The sequence below is a fragment of the Chryseobacterium geocarposphaerae genome, assembly GCF_002797535.1.
Classification (GTDB): Bacteria; Bacteroidota; Bacteroidia; order Flavobacteriales; family Weeksellaceae; genus Chryseobacterium; species Chryseobacterium geocarposphaerae.
In genome coordinates this window covers 225685-239207 of the sequence record NZ_PGFD01000001.1, presented here as the reverse complement: position 1 = coordinate 239207, position 13523 = coordinate 225685, and the positions used below count along the sequence as shown (strand labels likewise).

General features: G+C 34.3%; 17 protein-coding genes and 1 riboswitch. Of the genes, 11 read left to right on the top strand and 6 right to left on the bottom strand.

The annotated features are described in order from the left end of the window. Positions 1 to 73: 73 nt before the first annotated feature. Positions 74 to 466: a large-conductance mechanosensitive channel protein MscL gene (gene mscL / locus CLV73_RS01085; protein WP_100375059.1), complete on the top strand. Its 393-nt coding sequence runs from the start codon at positions 74 to 76 to the stop codon at positions 464 to 466. A 46-nt stretch (positions 467 to 512) separates the two neighbouring features. Here the strand turns inward: mscL and CLV73_RS01080 are convergent, their stop codons facing one another. Continuing rightward, positions 513 to 1472 (bottom strand): D-2-hydroxyacid dehydrogenase, encoded by a 960-nt coding sequence (locus CLV73_RS01080; protein ID WP_100375058.1) that lies wholly within the window; start codon positions 1470 to 1472, stop codon positions 513 to 515. Between the two features lie 96 nt (positions 1473 to 1568). Continuing rightward, positions 1569 to 1973 (bottom strand): LNS2 domain-containing protein, encoded by a 405-nt coding sequence (locus CLV73_RS01075; RefSeq protein WP_100375057.1) that lies wholly within the window; start codon positions 1971 to 1973, stop codon positions 1569 to 1571. Positions 1974 to 2174: 201 nt separating this feature from the next. Here CLV73_RS01075 and CLV73_RS01070 point away from each other — a divergent pair, with 201 nt between their 5' ends. The 4 genes from CLV73_RS01070 to gcvT all read left to right on the top strand — a co-directional run bounded on the left by CLV73_RS01070 (position 2175) and on the right by gcvT (position 4939). Beyond that, positions 2175 to 2777: a Pr6Pr family membrane protein gene (locus CLV73_RS01070; RefSeq protein ID WP_100375056.1), complete on the top strand. Its 603-nt coding sequence runs from the start codon at positions 2175 to 2177 to the stop codon at positions 2775 to 2777. Positions 2778 to 2867: 90 nt separating this feature from the next. Next, positions 2868 to 3377 (top strand): isopentenyl-diphosphate Delta-isomerase, encoded by a 510-nt coding sequence (idi, locus tag CLV73_RS01065; RefSeq protein WP_100375055.1) that lies wholly within the window; start codon positions 2868 to 2870, stop codon positions 3375 to 3377. Continuing rightward, positions 3377 to 3853 carry a hypothetical protein gene (locus CLV73_RS01060; RefSeq protein WP_228424139.1) on the top strand — a complete coding sequence of 159 codons (477 nt, stop codon included), beginning with the start codon at positions 3377 to 3379 and terminating at the stop codon, positions 3851 to 3853. The genes idi and CLV73_RS01060 overlap by 1 nt, the downstream gene beginning before the upstream one ends. A gap of 9 nt (positions 3854 to 3862) precedes the next feature. Next, on the top strand, positions 3863 to 4939 hold the full coding sequence (gene gcvT, locus CLV73_RS01055; RefSeq protein WP_100375053.1) for a glycine cleavage system aminomethyltransferase GcvT: 1077 nt from the start codon (positions 3863 to 3865) through the stop codon (positions 4937 to 4939). A gap of 60 nt (positions 4940 to 4999) precedes the next feature. Here the strand turns inward: gcvT and CLV73_RS01050 are convergent, their stop codons facing one another. Continuing rightward, complete coding sequence (locus CLV73_RS01050) at positions 5000 to 5443, bottom strand: hypothetical protein (RefSeq protein WP_100375052.1); 444 nt, start codon at positions 5441 to 5443, stop codon at positions 5000 to 5002. Between the two features lie 5 nt (positions 5444 to 5448). Beyond that, positions 5449 to 5799, bottom strand: coding sequence for an arsenate reductase family protein (locus CLV73_RS01045; protein WP_100375051.1), 351 nt, complete (start codon positions 5797 to 5799; stop codon positions 5449 to 5451). Between the two features lie 125 nt (positions 5800 to 5924). Here CLV73_RS01045 and CLV73_RS01040 point away from each other — a divergent pair, with 125 nt between their 5' ends. The 6 genes from CLV73_RS01040 to CLV73_RS01015 all read left to right on the top strand — a co-directional run bounded on the left by CLV73_RS01040 (position 5925) and on the right by CLV73_RS01015 (position 11698). Further along, positions 5925 to 6392, top strand: a complete 468-nt coding sequence (locus CLV73_RS01040) for an acyl-CoA thioesterase (protein ID WP_100376941.1) — start codon at positions 5925 to 5927, stop codon at positions 6390 to 6392. Beyond that, positions 6392 to 7261, top strand: a complete 870-nt coding sequence (locus CLV73_RS01035) for a sugar phosphate isomerase/epimerase family protein (protein ID WP_100375050.1) — start codon at positions 6392 to 6394, stop codon at positions 7259 to 7261. Before CLV73_RS01040 ends, CLV73_RS01035 begins: the two co-directional genes overlap by 1 nt. 23 nt (positions 7262 to 7284) lie before the next feature. Further along, on the top strand, positions 7285 to 8133 hold the full coding sequence (locus CLV73_RS01030) for a GLPGLI family protein (RefSeq protein ID WP_100375049.1): 849 nt from the start codon (positions 7285 to 7287) through the stop codon (positions 8131 to 8133). A gap of 142 nt (positions 8134 to 8275) precedes the next feature. After that, positions 8276 to 8342: riboswitch (Fluoride riboswitch) on the top strand. A gap of 31 nt (positions 8343 to 8373) precedes the next feature. Beyond that, positions 8374 to 9678 carry a voltage-gated chloride channel family protein gene (locus CLV73_RS01025; protein ID WP_185116749.1) on the top strand — a complete coding sequence of 435 codons (1305 nt, stop codon included), beginning with the start codon at positions 8374 to 8376 and terminating at the stop codon, positions 9676 to 9678. A gap of 90 nt (positions 9679 to 9768) precedes the next feature. Next, complete coding sequence (locus tag CLV73_RS01020) at positions 9769 to 10650, top strand: LysR family transcriptional regulator (RefSeq protein ID WP_100375048.1); 882 nt, start codon at positions 9769 to 9771, stop codon at positions 10648 to 10650. A 106-nt stretch (positions 10651 to 10756) separates the two neighbouring features. After that, entirely contained in the window at positions 10757 to 11698 is a 942-nt protein-coding gene (locus tag CLV73_RS01015) for a YeiH family protein (RefSeq protein ID WP_100375047.1), read from the top strand. A gap of 180 nt (positions 11699 to 11878) precedes the next feature. Here the strand turns inward: CLV73_RS01015 and CLV73_RS01010 are convergent, their stop codons facing one another. Together CLV73_RS01010 and CLV73_RS01005 are read right to left on the bottom strand one after the other, a co-directional pair. Continuing rightward, complete coding sequence (locus CLV73_RS01010; RefSeq protein WP_100375046.1) at positions 11879 to 12073, bottom strand: hypothetical protein; 195 nt, start codon at positions 12071 to 12073, stop codon at positions 11879 to 11881. Positions 12074 to 12247: 174 nt separating this feature from the next. Continuing rightward, positions 12248 to 13489 carry an MFS transporter gene (locus tag CLV73_RS01005; RefSeq protein WP_100375045.1) on the bottom strand — a complete coding sequence of 414 codons (1242 nt, stop codon included), beginning with the start codon at positions 13487 to 13489 and terminating at the stop codon, positions 12248 to 12250. Positions 13490 to 13523 lie beyond the last annotated feature (34 nt).

The following is a 13523-nucleotide window of genomic DNA, read 5'->3' as shown; positions in this document are numbered from 1 at the left end:
AAAATGTTTTTCTTAAATTTAGTGAATATTATTCATTCAGATAAGTTTTCGGAACAATTAAAAAAATATAAATATGGGATTTTTCAAAGAGTTTAAAGAGTTCGCCGTTAAAGGGAACGTGGTAGATTTAGCTGTCGGGGTAATTATTGGTGGTGCTTTTGGTAAAATTGTCACTTCTTTGGTAGAGGATATTATTACACCTGCTATTTTAACACCCACATTAGAAAAATTAAATTTAAAAAATCTGGCCGATCTGGTGATTCCGGGTACAGCTATTAAGTACGGAATGTTCCTATCTTCCGCTATTTCCTTCCTTGTAGTCGCTCTGGCTTTATTTCTTATGATTAAGGGAATCAACAAACTGAAAAAAGAAGCTCCGGCAGAAGAACCTGCACCGGCAGGACCTACAGAAGATCAAAAATTATTAATGGAAATCAGAGACTTACTGAAAGCTAAAAATTCATAAAAAACGCCGCAAATTTGCGGCGTTCTTATTATTTTAATATTACTCCTTACTGAATTTGAAGAATACTTGAAATCTGCTCAGCCAAAGAAAGTCCTATTCTATCCTGAGCTTCCAAAGTAGAGGCACCTGTGTGCGGAGTCAAAGAAATTTTTGGATGACTTAATATCTTTTTAGAAGGAGTCGGTTCATTAATGAAAACATCTAAACCAGCAAATCTTACTTTTCCGGAATCTAAAGCCTCAATTAAAGCTTCTTCATCAATTACCCCACCTCTTGAGCAATTGACAACAGCTACTCCGTCTTTCATCATTTCAAATTCATTTTTACCGATCATATAGCCGTCTTTTTGAGCCGGAACGTGAAGCGTGATGAAATCTGAATGCTTTAATACATCCTGTAAAGGCTCAGTTTCAATATCTACATTGATGAACTGGTTGTTGTAGAATTTCACTTTAATACTTGCTCTTCCTACATTACTATCAGCGGCGATTACTCTCATTCCAAGACCTAAAGCGATTTTAGCAACTTCCTGACCGATTCTCCCCATTCCAACAATTCCTATTGTTTTTCCTTTCAACTCAATACCTGCCGTATAAGCTTTTTTCAAACCCGCAAAGTCGGTATCACCTACCAAAGGCATTTTTCTGTTAGAATCCTGTAAAAATCTTGCTCCTGAAAATAAATGGGCAAAAACCAATTCGGCTACCGATTCTGACGAAGCTGAAGGAGTGTTAATTACATGTATACCTTTTTCTCTGGCATAGTCTACATCAATATTATCCATTCCTACTCCTCCTCTTCCGATAATTTCTATGGATGGACAATTATCAATAATATCTTTTCTTACCTGTGTTGCACTACGTACCAAAAGTGTTTGGATCTTGTGCTCATTAATGTAGTCTACCAAAAATTCCTGTGCTACTTTTGTTGTAATTACCTCAAAACCTTTCTCCTTTAATGCATCAATTCCAGATTGATCTAAGCCATCGTTTGCTAAAACTTTCATAAATACTTTTAATTATTTAAAAATTAAAAGATTTAAAAATCAAAGAAAAAGCATCTGCTTTTAATCGTTTAATCTTTAAATCTTTAATTATACTTTTTAATCTTCCTTAAAAACTTCAATGGTTACCTGCTTTTCTATAAGGTCAGTAAATTTGCCTTTGTATCTAGTAGCTCTCACCAAATGGTTATCTATCCAGTGATAATTCCCCCCTCTAGGTTTCCCACACAACACGCTGTGATATTTAAACCCATGCTTATCCAGCCAATCGATTGTAATTTGTTTCAGATTTTCAGTTCTTGAAGTGAAAAAACAAATCTGATGTCCCTCATCATACCATCTGTTAATGGTTTCTAAAGCATCGGGAAAAGGCTCACAGGTAACCATTCTTTCCGGCTCTTCATTGGGAACATCTTCTGTAATGGTTCCATCGATATCAATTAGGTAATTTTTTACTCCGTCCTTCAGAATCGGACTGATGTGATCTTTGTATTCTAACTCCATTATGAAATTTTGTATCAACAAATTTATGACTTTTAAAATAAAAACCCTTTGTTAAAGTTCATTTAAATTAAATTTTTACTATAAAAAATAACATTAATGGAATAAATTAATAATTTTTCGCTTATTCTATTATTACAGGTTAAAATTTTTCTATTCAGAAAAAATAAAGCTATATTTAAAAATCAAGATAAACACCTCCTTATGACACAAAGAATTTTATCCTTGATCTTTGCTTTAGTCGGATGGTTTTCGATTATTGCTCAATATTATCTGATGGTAAAAAACATTCAGATTTCTTTTGCAGAAGCCAACATCAGATTTTTCAGCTATTTTACGATCCTTACCAATATAATAGTCGCCGGATATTTTACATTGCAGGCTTTTAACAGAATTCCCAAAATTAAAAAGCCGGGAATTCTGACTGCCATTACTATTTATATTTTAATTGTAGGGCTGGTTTATCAGATCATTCTCCGTTCAACATGGGACCCAAAAGGATTACAAAGGCTTGTAGATGAACTTCTGCACACAATTATTCCTATTCTCGTTCTTATATATTGGTATCTGTATGAAAATAAAAACAAACTAAACTACAGGCAAATTCTACCTTGGGCAATTTACCCTTTACTGTATCTTTTTTATATATTAATCAGAGGATATTTTTCAGACTTTTATCCCTATCCTTTTATAAATGCGATAAATCTTGGCTATTTCCAGGTTCTCATTAACTCCTTTGGGATTTTGCTTTTATTTGCAGCATTATCTATGCTTTTTGTTCGTATAGGAAAGAGCCTGAATAAGTGATTTTCATAATCTTATCCTCTGAGACTTCAAAATTTATGATGTTTTCACAAAAATTTCCAAAATACATTTATTACACTTACATTTGTAGAAATGGAAGAATTCGTAGTTTTAGTAAATCCCGATGACCAAGTTTTGGGATTAATGGAAAAACAGCAGGCCCACATTAATGGCCTTTTACATCGTGCTTTCTCTGTTTTTTTGTTCAATGACAAAGGTGAAATGCTTTTGCAGAAAAGAGCATCAAAAAAATACCATTCTCCAAACCAATGGACGAATGCAGTATGTTCACACCCTAGAATTGGAGAAACTTATCTGGAAGGAGCCAAGAGGAGACTACAAGAAGAACTCGGAATAGAAACAGATCTTTCGGAGAAATTCCATTTCATTTATAAAGCAGATGTTGGAGGAGATCTTTGGGAACATGAGCTAGACCATGTTTTCACAGGCTTTTATAATGCGGGGTTTGTCCTTAACAAAGAAGAAGTAGAAGAAGTAAGATATATTTCTATGGACGATCTGAATAAGGAAATCGCAGAAAAGCCGGAGACTTTCACCGAATGGTTCAAAATTATTTTAGAAGAATATAAATATCATTTTTAATGATGATCAGGCATTCACTATTCATTATCTTGTTATTCTTAGGGCAGTTTTTATCAGCTCAAAAGACACAAACGTATGAAAATACCAATTATTCTATCAATTATCCTGAAGGTTGGGTAGCTATGAACAATACGGATATTGTCAATATTTTCCCTAAAAATCAGATCGGAGCAGTTACCATTTCAGAATATCACGATTTAGACTTACCCTCCACCGAAATAAAAAAATTCATCCTGGCTCTTTACAAGTCTTCTGATGAAGAAAATAAAGTAAAAAGCAACAAAAGCAAAAAAGGATACACAGAATATTTTTATGAATATTTTGACCCGAAAGAAAAGCTTTTCTGGATCACCAAAGTTTTTCAGAGAGATAAAGAAATATATCTAATTGCCATCAATTGTGGTGAAAAATACTGGAACGGAAACTATATGAGCCTCTTTAACGAGACCTTTAATAGTTTTAAAATAAAGAAATAGAAATTAAATATGAAGAAAACAGCATTGTACGACAAACACGTTTCTTTGGGAGCTAAAATCGTACCTTTTGCAGGTTTTGAGATGCCTGTACAATATTCCGGAGTAACGGAAGAACATTTTGCAGTAAGAGAAAAAGCAGGATTGTTTGATGTTTCTCACATGGGACAATTTTTTATTGAAGGTCCGGGTTCAAAAGATCTTTTACAGTTCGTAACCACCAATAATGTAGACGCTCTTGAAAACGGAAAAGCTCAATATTCTTGTCTTCCTAACGAAAACGGAGGGATTGTAGATGATCTTATCGTTTACAAAATGGAAGATGACAAATATTTCGTGGTTGTCAATGCTTCAAACATTGATAAAGACTGGAACCACATTTCAAAATATAATACTTTCGGAGCAAAAATGACCAATGCTTCAGACGATATGTCCTTATTGGCGGTTCAGGGTCCGAAAGCTACTGAAATTCTTCAAAAACTGACAGAGACCAATCTTTCTGAAATTCCTTACTATCACTTCACAGTAGGTGCTGTAGCCGGAGTTGAGAATGTAATTATCTCCAATACGGGTTACACAGGAAGCGGCGGTTTCGAAATTTATTTCAGCAACGATGCAGCAGAAAAGCTTTGGGATGCAATCATCGAAGCAGGAACTGAAGAAGGAATTATTCCTTGCGGATTGGCTGCGAGAGACACTTTGAGACTTGAAAAAGGATTCTGCCTTTACGGAAACGATATCGACGATACTACTTCTCCAATCGAAGCAGGCCTAGGATGGATCACAAAATTCGATAAGGATTTCGTATCTAAAGAGACTTTTGCCAAGCAAAAAGAAGAAGGAGTAACCAGAAAATTAGTTGGTTTTGAATTAACTGATAAAGGCGTTCCAAGACACGACTACCCTGTTGTAGATGCAGACGGAAACGTAATCGGAAAAGTAACTTCAGGAACACAGTCTCCTATGAAAAAAGTAGGTTTGGGTCTTGCTTATGTTGACAAACCTCACTTCAAATTAGGTTCTGAAATCTTCATTCAGGTAAGAAACAAAAATATTCCTGCAAAAGTAGTGAAAGCTCCTTTTGTATAATCTCTTAAAAAGATATAAATAAATCAGCCCCGCAGATATTGCGGGGCTGATTTTATAAAATTAGTCAGAAATATATTTTACCAGACAAGCTCCATTTTTAAGATTTAAATTTAGCCTTTCAATTAAAAATCGGACATCCTGTAGGAAAATTTCTTTAAGATATCCTCTTTCGATATCATGACCCCAGCAAATCTTATGATAAAATTCCGGATTATTTACTAATAAATCTTCCAACTCTAACAGCTTCAACCGTAAAGACCTTATTTCGATAAATTCATCATACTTCTCCCAGAAATCCAACAATGTAAGATCTATCTGTAAAACTTTCTCAATTTGTCTTAATAGCCTCATTTCATCATCTCCAGCATCAACGTCTCCTTCTCCTGACATTACCAGATTAAGCCCGCTTCTGCCATCGAACTGATATTTATTTTTTACATGTAAATACTCTTCAAGAGGTTCTTTAGCATCAAAAACTAAATTGATTTCTAAACCTAAACCCATGATTATTATACTCCAAAAAACTCCTGCAAAGCTGCCACATTATTTTTATCATTCCCCACAAAAATTTCTTTATCAGTAAGGAAAACAGGTCTTTTCAAAAAGGTATAGTGATCCAATAACAATTCTTTAAAATCCTTTTCTGTTAGAGACTTTACATCCAAACCTCTCAATTTGATCTGGGTAGATTTTTTACTGAATAAAGCTTCGTAAGACTTTGTTTTTTTATGCATTTCTTCTAATTCTTCTTTCGTGATCGGTTCTTTTTTGATTTCACGAAGCTCCCAGTCTGTAAGGTCGAATTGTGCTAAAATTTTTCTGCAGGTGTCGCAGGTATTAAGATAAAATACTTTTTTCATTATTATTTTAAGTCTGTTGTTAATTTAAATTCTTTTTCATTTCACTTTCCGGTTTCAAAAGTAGGATTTAATCTATGATTTTAAAAATTATTAAATACCTTTATTCAATCAAATTTTTAGTGGAAATGGAAAACAAACCTATTACTTTTCAGTTTATTTCAGAACCTTCAGATGTTAATTACGGAGGAAATGTACATGGTGGAAGCGTTATGAAATGGATTGACCAGGCTGGTTATGCGTGTGCAACAACCTGGAGTGGAAATTACTCAGTAACCGTTTATGTCGGAGGAATCCGTTTCTATGAGCCTATCAAAATCGGAGAAATTGTAAAAGTAGAGGCACAGGTCATTTACACAGGATCTTCAAGTATGCATATTTCGATCAATGTATTTTCAAGAAATCTGAAACAACCGAATTTTGATAAGAAAACACATTGCATCATTGTTTTTGTAGCCGTTGATGAAAACGGTAAAAAGCTTCCCGTTCCCAAATGGATTCCCGAAATCGAAGAGGAAAAACAAAAAGAACAATATGCAAAACGTCTTATGGAACTGAGAACGCAGATCGAAGATGAGATGAAACCCTTTTTATAATGGATAGAAAAGATTTCATAACATTATCTTCACTGGGATTTTTAGGATTGTATTCTTGTGGAATTTCTAATTTAAATATGAATAAAAAATCATTGGCCATTCAATTGTACACCGTTCGTGATGCTATTGCCAAAAACCTCGAAAAAACATTTGAGAAACTGGCTGAATTAGGATTTACAGAATTGGAAATCTATGGTTATAACGGTTCTTTCTTCGGAAAAACCAGAAATGAGTTTCAGTCTGTTCTGAAAAATGTGGGTTTAAAAGTAATCAGCTCGCATCATACCACAGGTATTCTTCATAACGATGAAGGCACTTTATTAAAAAATTGGGAAAAATCAGTTGAAGATTTACACTTCATCGGTTCAAAATATATGGTTTGTTCTTATCTTTTTCCGGAGGAACGAACGATTGAAAATTACCAAAAGCTTCCGGAATTATTTAATAAATCAGGAGAAATTACAAAAAAGGCAGAAATTCAGTTTGCCTACCACAACCATGATTTTGAGTTTGAAAAGTTTGATGATTCAAAAAATATCTATGATTTTATCCTGGAAAATACGTCTTCAGATTTAATTAAAATGGAACTGGATTTGTATTGGATTTCAAAAGCCGGTTTAGATCCGCTGGTTTATTTTGAGAAATACCCGAAAAGATTTCCCTTATGGCATGTGAAAGACATGAAAGCCGGTACAAAAGACTTTGCTGAAATTGGAAACGGAACGATTGATTTTAAAAGGATTTTTGAAGCCAGAGAAAAAGCAGGACTGAACTATTGGTTTCTTGAACAGGACTCCAGTGATAAAGATATTTTTGATAGTATAAGAATCAGCAGAAAATATATTCTTGAGCATTCTTATTTTAGATAGACTCAACTCCAAAATTATTAATTATGAAAGATTTATTAACCTTTTCTTGTTTACTGATCATTTCTTTGGTTAGCTCACAAACCCACCGGTATATTTATGAGCTTCAGTATAAGATGGATTCTACTGAGGCGGGATATGAAAAAGTGAATATGATCCTGGATATCACTCCGAAAGAAGTGAAGTTCTATGGGAGGGATCTTGCCACTACAGATTCTTTGAATAAAAAATTCGGAATGAATTCCAGCTATACTGATATGACAGGCCAAGTGGTGAAAAGAAAAATCAATTCCTTTGATAATGAAAACTTCATCAATATCAAAAATGGATATTATACATTTAAAACTACTGATAAAATCAATTGGACGATTGCTGATGAGACTAAAAAAGTGGAAAATTACACCCTGCAAAAAGCAACAACAAAATTTGGTGGAAGAAACTGGACTGCATGGTTCTGTAAAGATATTCCATTTAATGAAGGACCTTTTAAATTCCGTGGATTACCCGGTTTGATCTTTGAATTATCTGATGCCAAAAAAAACTATATGTATACTCTTGTTAAAAGCAGAAAACTTGATAAGATCTACTCCACTTCAGATTTTCTGGAATCCAGCTTTGGAAATAAAGCCGTTCCTATTAACGAAAAGCAAAAACACAAGCTGATGATGGAGTTTTATAATGATCCTTTCGCCTTTGAAAGAAATAATTTCAACAAATCCAATAACGATCTTAGAATTAATATCAACGGAAAGGAAATTCATACTGTAGATGAATTAAATACACAAACCAAAAGCATGCAGGAGGTTATCAGAAAATACAATAACCCCATTGAAATAGATAAGGCGATGCATTATCCTGTATATGAAAATAAATAACCGATTATCCGTTTTATTTATTTTTTATTCCAAATAAAGCTAATAGAATTTGATAATTATTCATTGAATGGTTAAAACTTAATGTTGATATCCACATGAATAATAAATCTTTTATTTTGTAATCATAATTCTTATATTTGCAGTATTAAAAGGAAATGGTGTTCTTCCTTACCCAACCGCTTTTCAAAGCTGATGACGCCTGATTAAAAGATTATTAACAGTAATTCGATCAGGAAAGTTATGTCAAAAAACCAAAGAACATTCAGCAGCAAAACAAAGTTTCATATTCAATTTTTCTTCAGAAGATTTCCTGCTTTGCCTTATATTTTAAAATGGCTGTGCATAAGTCTTATTATAGGTGCATTCGTAGGAAGTGCTTCAGCAGGTTTTTTACAATCTTTAGAATGGGCAACGAACTTCAGGGAAAATCATATATGGCTGATTGTCTTTCTGCCGGTTGCCGGTTTCTTGGTTGGACTTTTATACTATTATTTTGGTGAGGACGTGGAAGCCGGAAACAACTTGTTCCTTGAAAACATACATGCCCCAAAAGAGATTATTCCTTTTAAAATGGCTCCTTTTGTATACTTGGGAACGATAATCACTCACCTTTTCGGAGGTTCTGCAGGTCGTGAAGGAACCGCTTTACAAATGGCCGGAGCGATTGCCGACCAATTAACCCAACCATTTAAGCTCGACAAAAATGAACGAAAGATTTTAATCATTTCTGCCATCGCAGCAGGTTTTGGTTCAGTCTTCGGAACTCCTTTAGCGGGTGCAGTTTTCGGACTTGAAGTTTTCCTGATCGGAAGAATTCGTTATAATGCCATTTTTCCGGCATTTATATCGGCAGTTTTTGCAGACCGGGTAACAAATCTTTGGAATGTGAAGCATACCCACTATCATATAGATCTTATCCCCAAACTTGAATTTCTTCCTATTTTATACAGTATTATTGCAGGAATTGCTTTTGGCATCTGTGCCGCAGCTTTCAGTAAACTGATTCATTGGGCAGGTTCGGTCTTTAAATCTAATATTAAATATCCTCCGTTTCGTCCTGTTATTGGTGGAGTCATTGTGGCAGTAGCTGTTTTTACAATGGGAACGACGAGATATATCGGTCTGGGAATTCCAACCATTGTAGAATCTTTTGAAAAGCAGCTTCCACTCTATGATTTTGCCTTAAAAATGATATTTACCATTGTTACCCTTTCTGCAGGTTTCAAGGGAGGTGAAGTAACCCCGTTATTCTTTATTGGGGCTACTTTGGGAAGTGCTTTGTCATTATTTATACCACTTCCGTTTGGCTTGCTTGCAGGCATGGGATTTGTGGCTGTTTTTGCAGGAGCTACCAATACTCCATTCGCCTGTATGCTGATGGGAATTGAGTTATTTGGAGCTGAATGTGGAATTTACGTCGCCATTGCCTGTGTTGTCTCTTATTTATTTTCTGGAAACAACAGTATTTATACGAAACAAAAAATCGGAGAAGCAAAAAACAGAAGATTTGATAGCCTTAAGAATAAAAGTTTCTCTGATCTGTAAAAATTGTTTTTTAGTTGATGGTTGCTGGTTTTTGGCCTGAGATTCGTAATTTTATTTAAATAAAAACTACCAACAACAATCCACTAAAGTATGTTTGATTACAGATTAAAAGTCTTTCACACCGTAGCTTCCCGATCAAGCTTTACAAAGGCTTCGGAAGAGCTGAATATTTCCCAGCCTGCCGTAACCAAACATATTCAAGAAATCGAAAACCAGCTGAACACCAAATTATTTGAGAGAAAAGGTACCAGTATCCAACTTACACAAAGCGGTAAAATTTTATTTGAATATGCTGAAAAAATCAGAAATATTTACCGTGATCTGGAATTTGAAATCAATCAGGTTAACCAGCAACATAAAGGGAAACTGATCATCGGAGCAAGCACTACCGTAGCTCAGTATATATTACCAGAGATTTTAGCCAAGTTCAATTCATATTATAAGGACATTAAAATTGAACTGATTACTCACAATACGGAAATTATTTCTGAACTTTTAAAAGAAGGAAAAATTGATCTGGGAATTATCGAAGGTGAATCTCAATCGAATTATTTTGATTATCAAATATTTAAAGCTGACGAAATTGTTTTGGTTGCAAAAGCAAATCATTTATTAGCGAATAAAACATTAAATATCAAAGATTTATATCATCTGGAATTGATTTTCAGGGAACCGGGTTCAGGTTCTTTAGAGTTCATTCAGAATCGCCTGAAAGAAAAAGGGATTTCTCTTGATGAATTGAATATTGTGATGCAGTTAGGAAGCAGTGAAAGTATAAAAAACTATCTTTTATATTCAAATTCCTTAGCTTTTCTGTCCATCAGTACGGTTTTAAATGAATTGAAAAACAAACAGTTGAGTATTATTGATATTAAAAACTTCAGCATTGAAAGAAATTTTCATTTTATTCTTCCTAAAGGTGAGCAATCTGTGCTAATCAAACTCTTCTTAAAATTTGCTCTTCAACTTTAAAAAACCGACTCCAATCATAACTTAAAGTTATTCAATATAACAAAATATGATCTAATTTGTAATATTAATTTATGGAATTTTGAACCATAAATTTAAAGTTTACAAAATGAAAGATTTTATTTCGAATGAAAAATCTAAAAAGCTTATTTTCCTTCTATTGGCGGTAATCTGCTTAACACCCATTATTTCTTCCCCTATTGCATTACTTTTTGGTTTTATTTTAGCAGTTTGCATAGGAAATCCTTTTGAGAAAAGCTTACATCAGTATATTCATTTGCTATTACAAATTTCAATTGTAGGATTAGGTTTCGGGTTAAAACTAAATGAGGCCTTGGAAGCAGGAAAATCAGGATTCATATTGACGGTTATCAGTATTGTTACCGTTATGGTCTTAGGATATTTTATCGGAAGAGCTTTCAAACTGGAAAGACCTTTATCTTATCTTATTTCAGTAGGAACCGCAATCTGTGGCGGAAGTGCAATTGCAGCCACTTCACCGATCATTAAACCCAATACAAAGCAAACTTCCCTGGCTTTAGCCATTATTTTCACTCTGAATTCCATCGCATTATTTGTTTATCCCGCGATTGGCCATATTTTAAGCCTTACTCAGGAACAATTTGGATTATGGTGTGCAGTTGGGATTCATGATACGAGCTCTGTAGTTGGAGCAGCAAGTAAATACGGAAATGAAGCTCTGAAAATTGCGACTACTGTAAAATTAGCCCGTGCTTTATGGATTATTCCTGTTTCTTTGGTCACCATGTTTCTTTTTAAAAATAAGGAATCTAAAATTAAAATCCCATGGTTCATCGGATATTTTATTCTGGCCATTTTGCTGAATACCTACTTCCCTTTTTTTAATCGGCTAAGTTCAGGAATTACGCTATTCGCTAAATCAGGATTAAATCTGACCTTATTTTTTATAGGTTCTACCTTATCTATCCAAACTTTGAAAACAATAGGTCTGAAACCTTTGGCTATGGCCGTTTTTCTTTGGAGCATTATAAGTACAGGAAGTCTTCTTTTTATTTTGAATTTTGACTGATTACTTAAGAAATTCGATAATTCTAGTATATCTTAAAGTTTCGGCGGCGGCAAAGCCGCCGCCGAAACTTTAAGAAGCCTAAATATTAAAATTCAGTTATAAATTACAAAAGCCTTTTGAAATTCAAAAGGCTTTTGCGTATTAAATGTGGAAATGTTTATTTCTAGTTGAAATAATTCTTTATACCGCTGACTGATCACAAGTGTAAACTTGCGGACAAGCCATATATTGTACACAATACCATGGTCCTGTTACAGATCCGGAGCAGCTGCATCCGCAAAGGGATAGATCAGGATTTCCGCTTATTCCTCCTTGAATGTTCTTAAGATCTTGCTTTTGTAATTTCTTCGCGTTTTTCAAAATGTTGTTTTGCATTGTGATTTAGTTTTAAGGTTTGTACTGTTTATAGTTTATTGTGTTATAAAGTTAAACAAATATTAATTATCCAAAGCATAATTTAATATTAAATTTCATAAATTACTTATTTAGTTCATCTTAATTGCAGTAATAACGAAAATTACGATTTAAATATTTCTTAAACAGTTATAATTATTCTGTAAATTCCAGGTCTTTACCGTGGGTCTCCGAGATTGTCAATGAAGAATAAAAAGCCAGCCCGAATATGATCACTCCCAAAAGAGCAGCACTCATAATCACTGAAAAGTCTTTCTTGAAAAAGTCAAAAATAAAGATCATGACAGGAACCAAGCCCCTAACCATATTGGGTACCGTTGTTGTTGCTGTATTTCTGATATTAGTTCCAAATTGCTCAGCAGCCAGCGTCACAAACATTGCCCAATATCCTGTTCCTAATCCCAGCCAGACACAGAAAATATAATATTTTGTTTCAGTATTGGTATTTCCGAAGAGCATAATACCCACCCCGATAATGGTGAAGACAAGCATATAGAAAATGGCCATTTTCCTGGACTTTAAAGCGTGGGAAATAAAACCACTCATCAAATCACCGACAGAAATCCCCACATAAGCCCACATAATTGCTTTTCCCGGATTCAGGTCTGTAATTCCTAATTCAGGAGCGAATTGATTGGCTAAAACTGCTAAAATCCCGATACAATACCAAGTTGGCAACCCTACTGCAATACATTTCAAATACCGTATCAAGCGGTCTTTATTTGTGAAAAAGGAAAGAAAATTTCCTTTGGCAACAGATTCATGTTCCATATTTTTATAAATCCCGGATTCGGAAACGCTGATTCTCAGGAATAAAAGCAGAATTCCCAAAATTCCTCCGATAACATAAGAGATATTCCAGCCTCCGGCTAATTCCACTGTTAATTGAGCCACAACAGCACCCATTAAACCAAACCCTGCCACTACTGAGGTCCCGATTGCTCTTAAATTCTTTGGCAAACTTTCAGAAACCAATGTAATTCCCGCTCCAAGCTCTCCGGCTAGCCCAATCCCTGCAATAAACCTTAAAGCGGCATATTGATATACCAGATGCTCTTTTGGAAAATAGGGTAAAAATCCGCAGGCGATATTAGCTAAGGAATATACTAAGATCGATCCGAATAAAACTGATAATCTCCCTTTTTTATCTCCAAAAATTCCCCAGAAAATACCTCCAAGAAGCAAGCCTGTCATTTGACAGTTAAGAATAAAGGTTCCGTCAACATCAGGATTTAAGCCTAAAGCTTTCAAACTCGGAATTCTTACGATTCCAAATAAAAGCAGATCATAGATATCTACAAAATAGCCTAAAGCGGCAATGATCACAGGAATAGAAAAAATGTACTTCAATTTTGAAGACAACGAAAGCTCTTGCATATAGAATTATAAATTTCGCTAAAAATAAAAAACC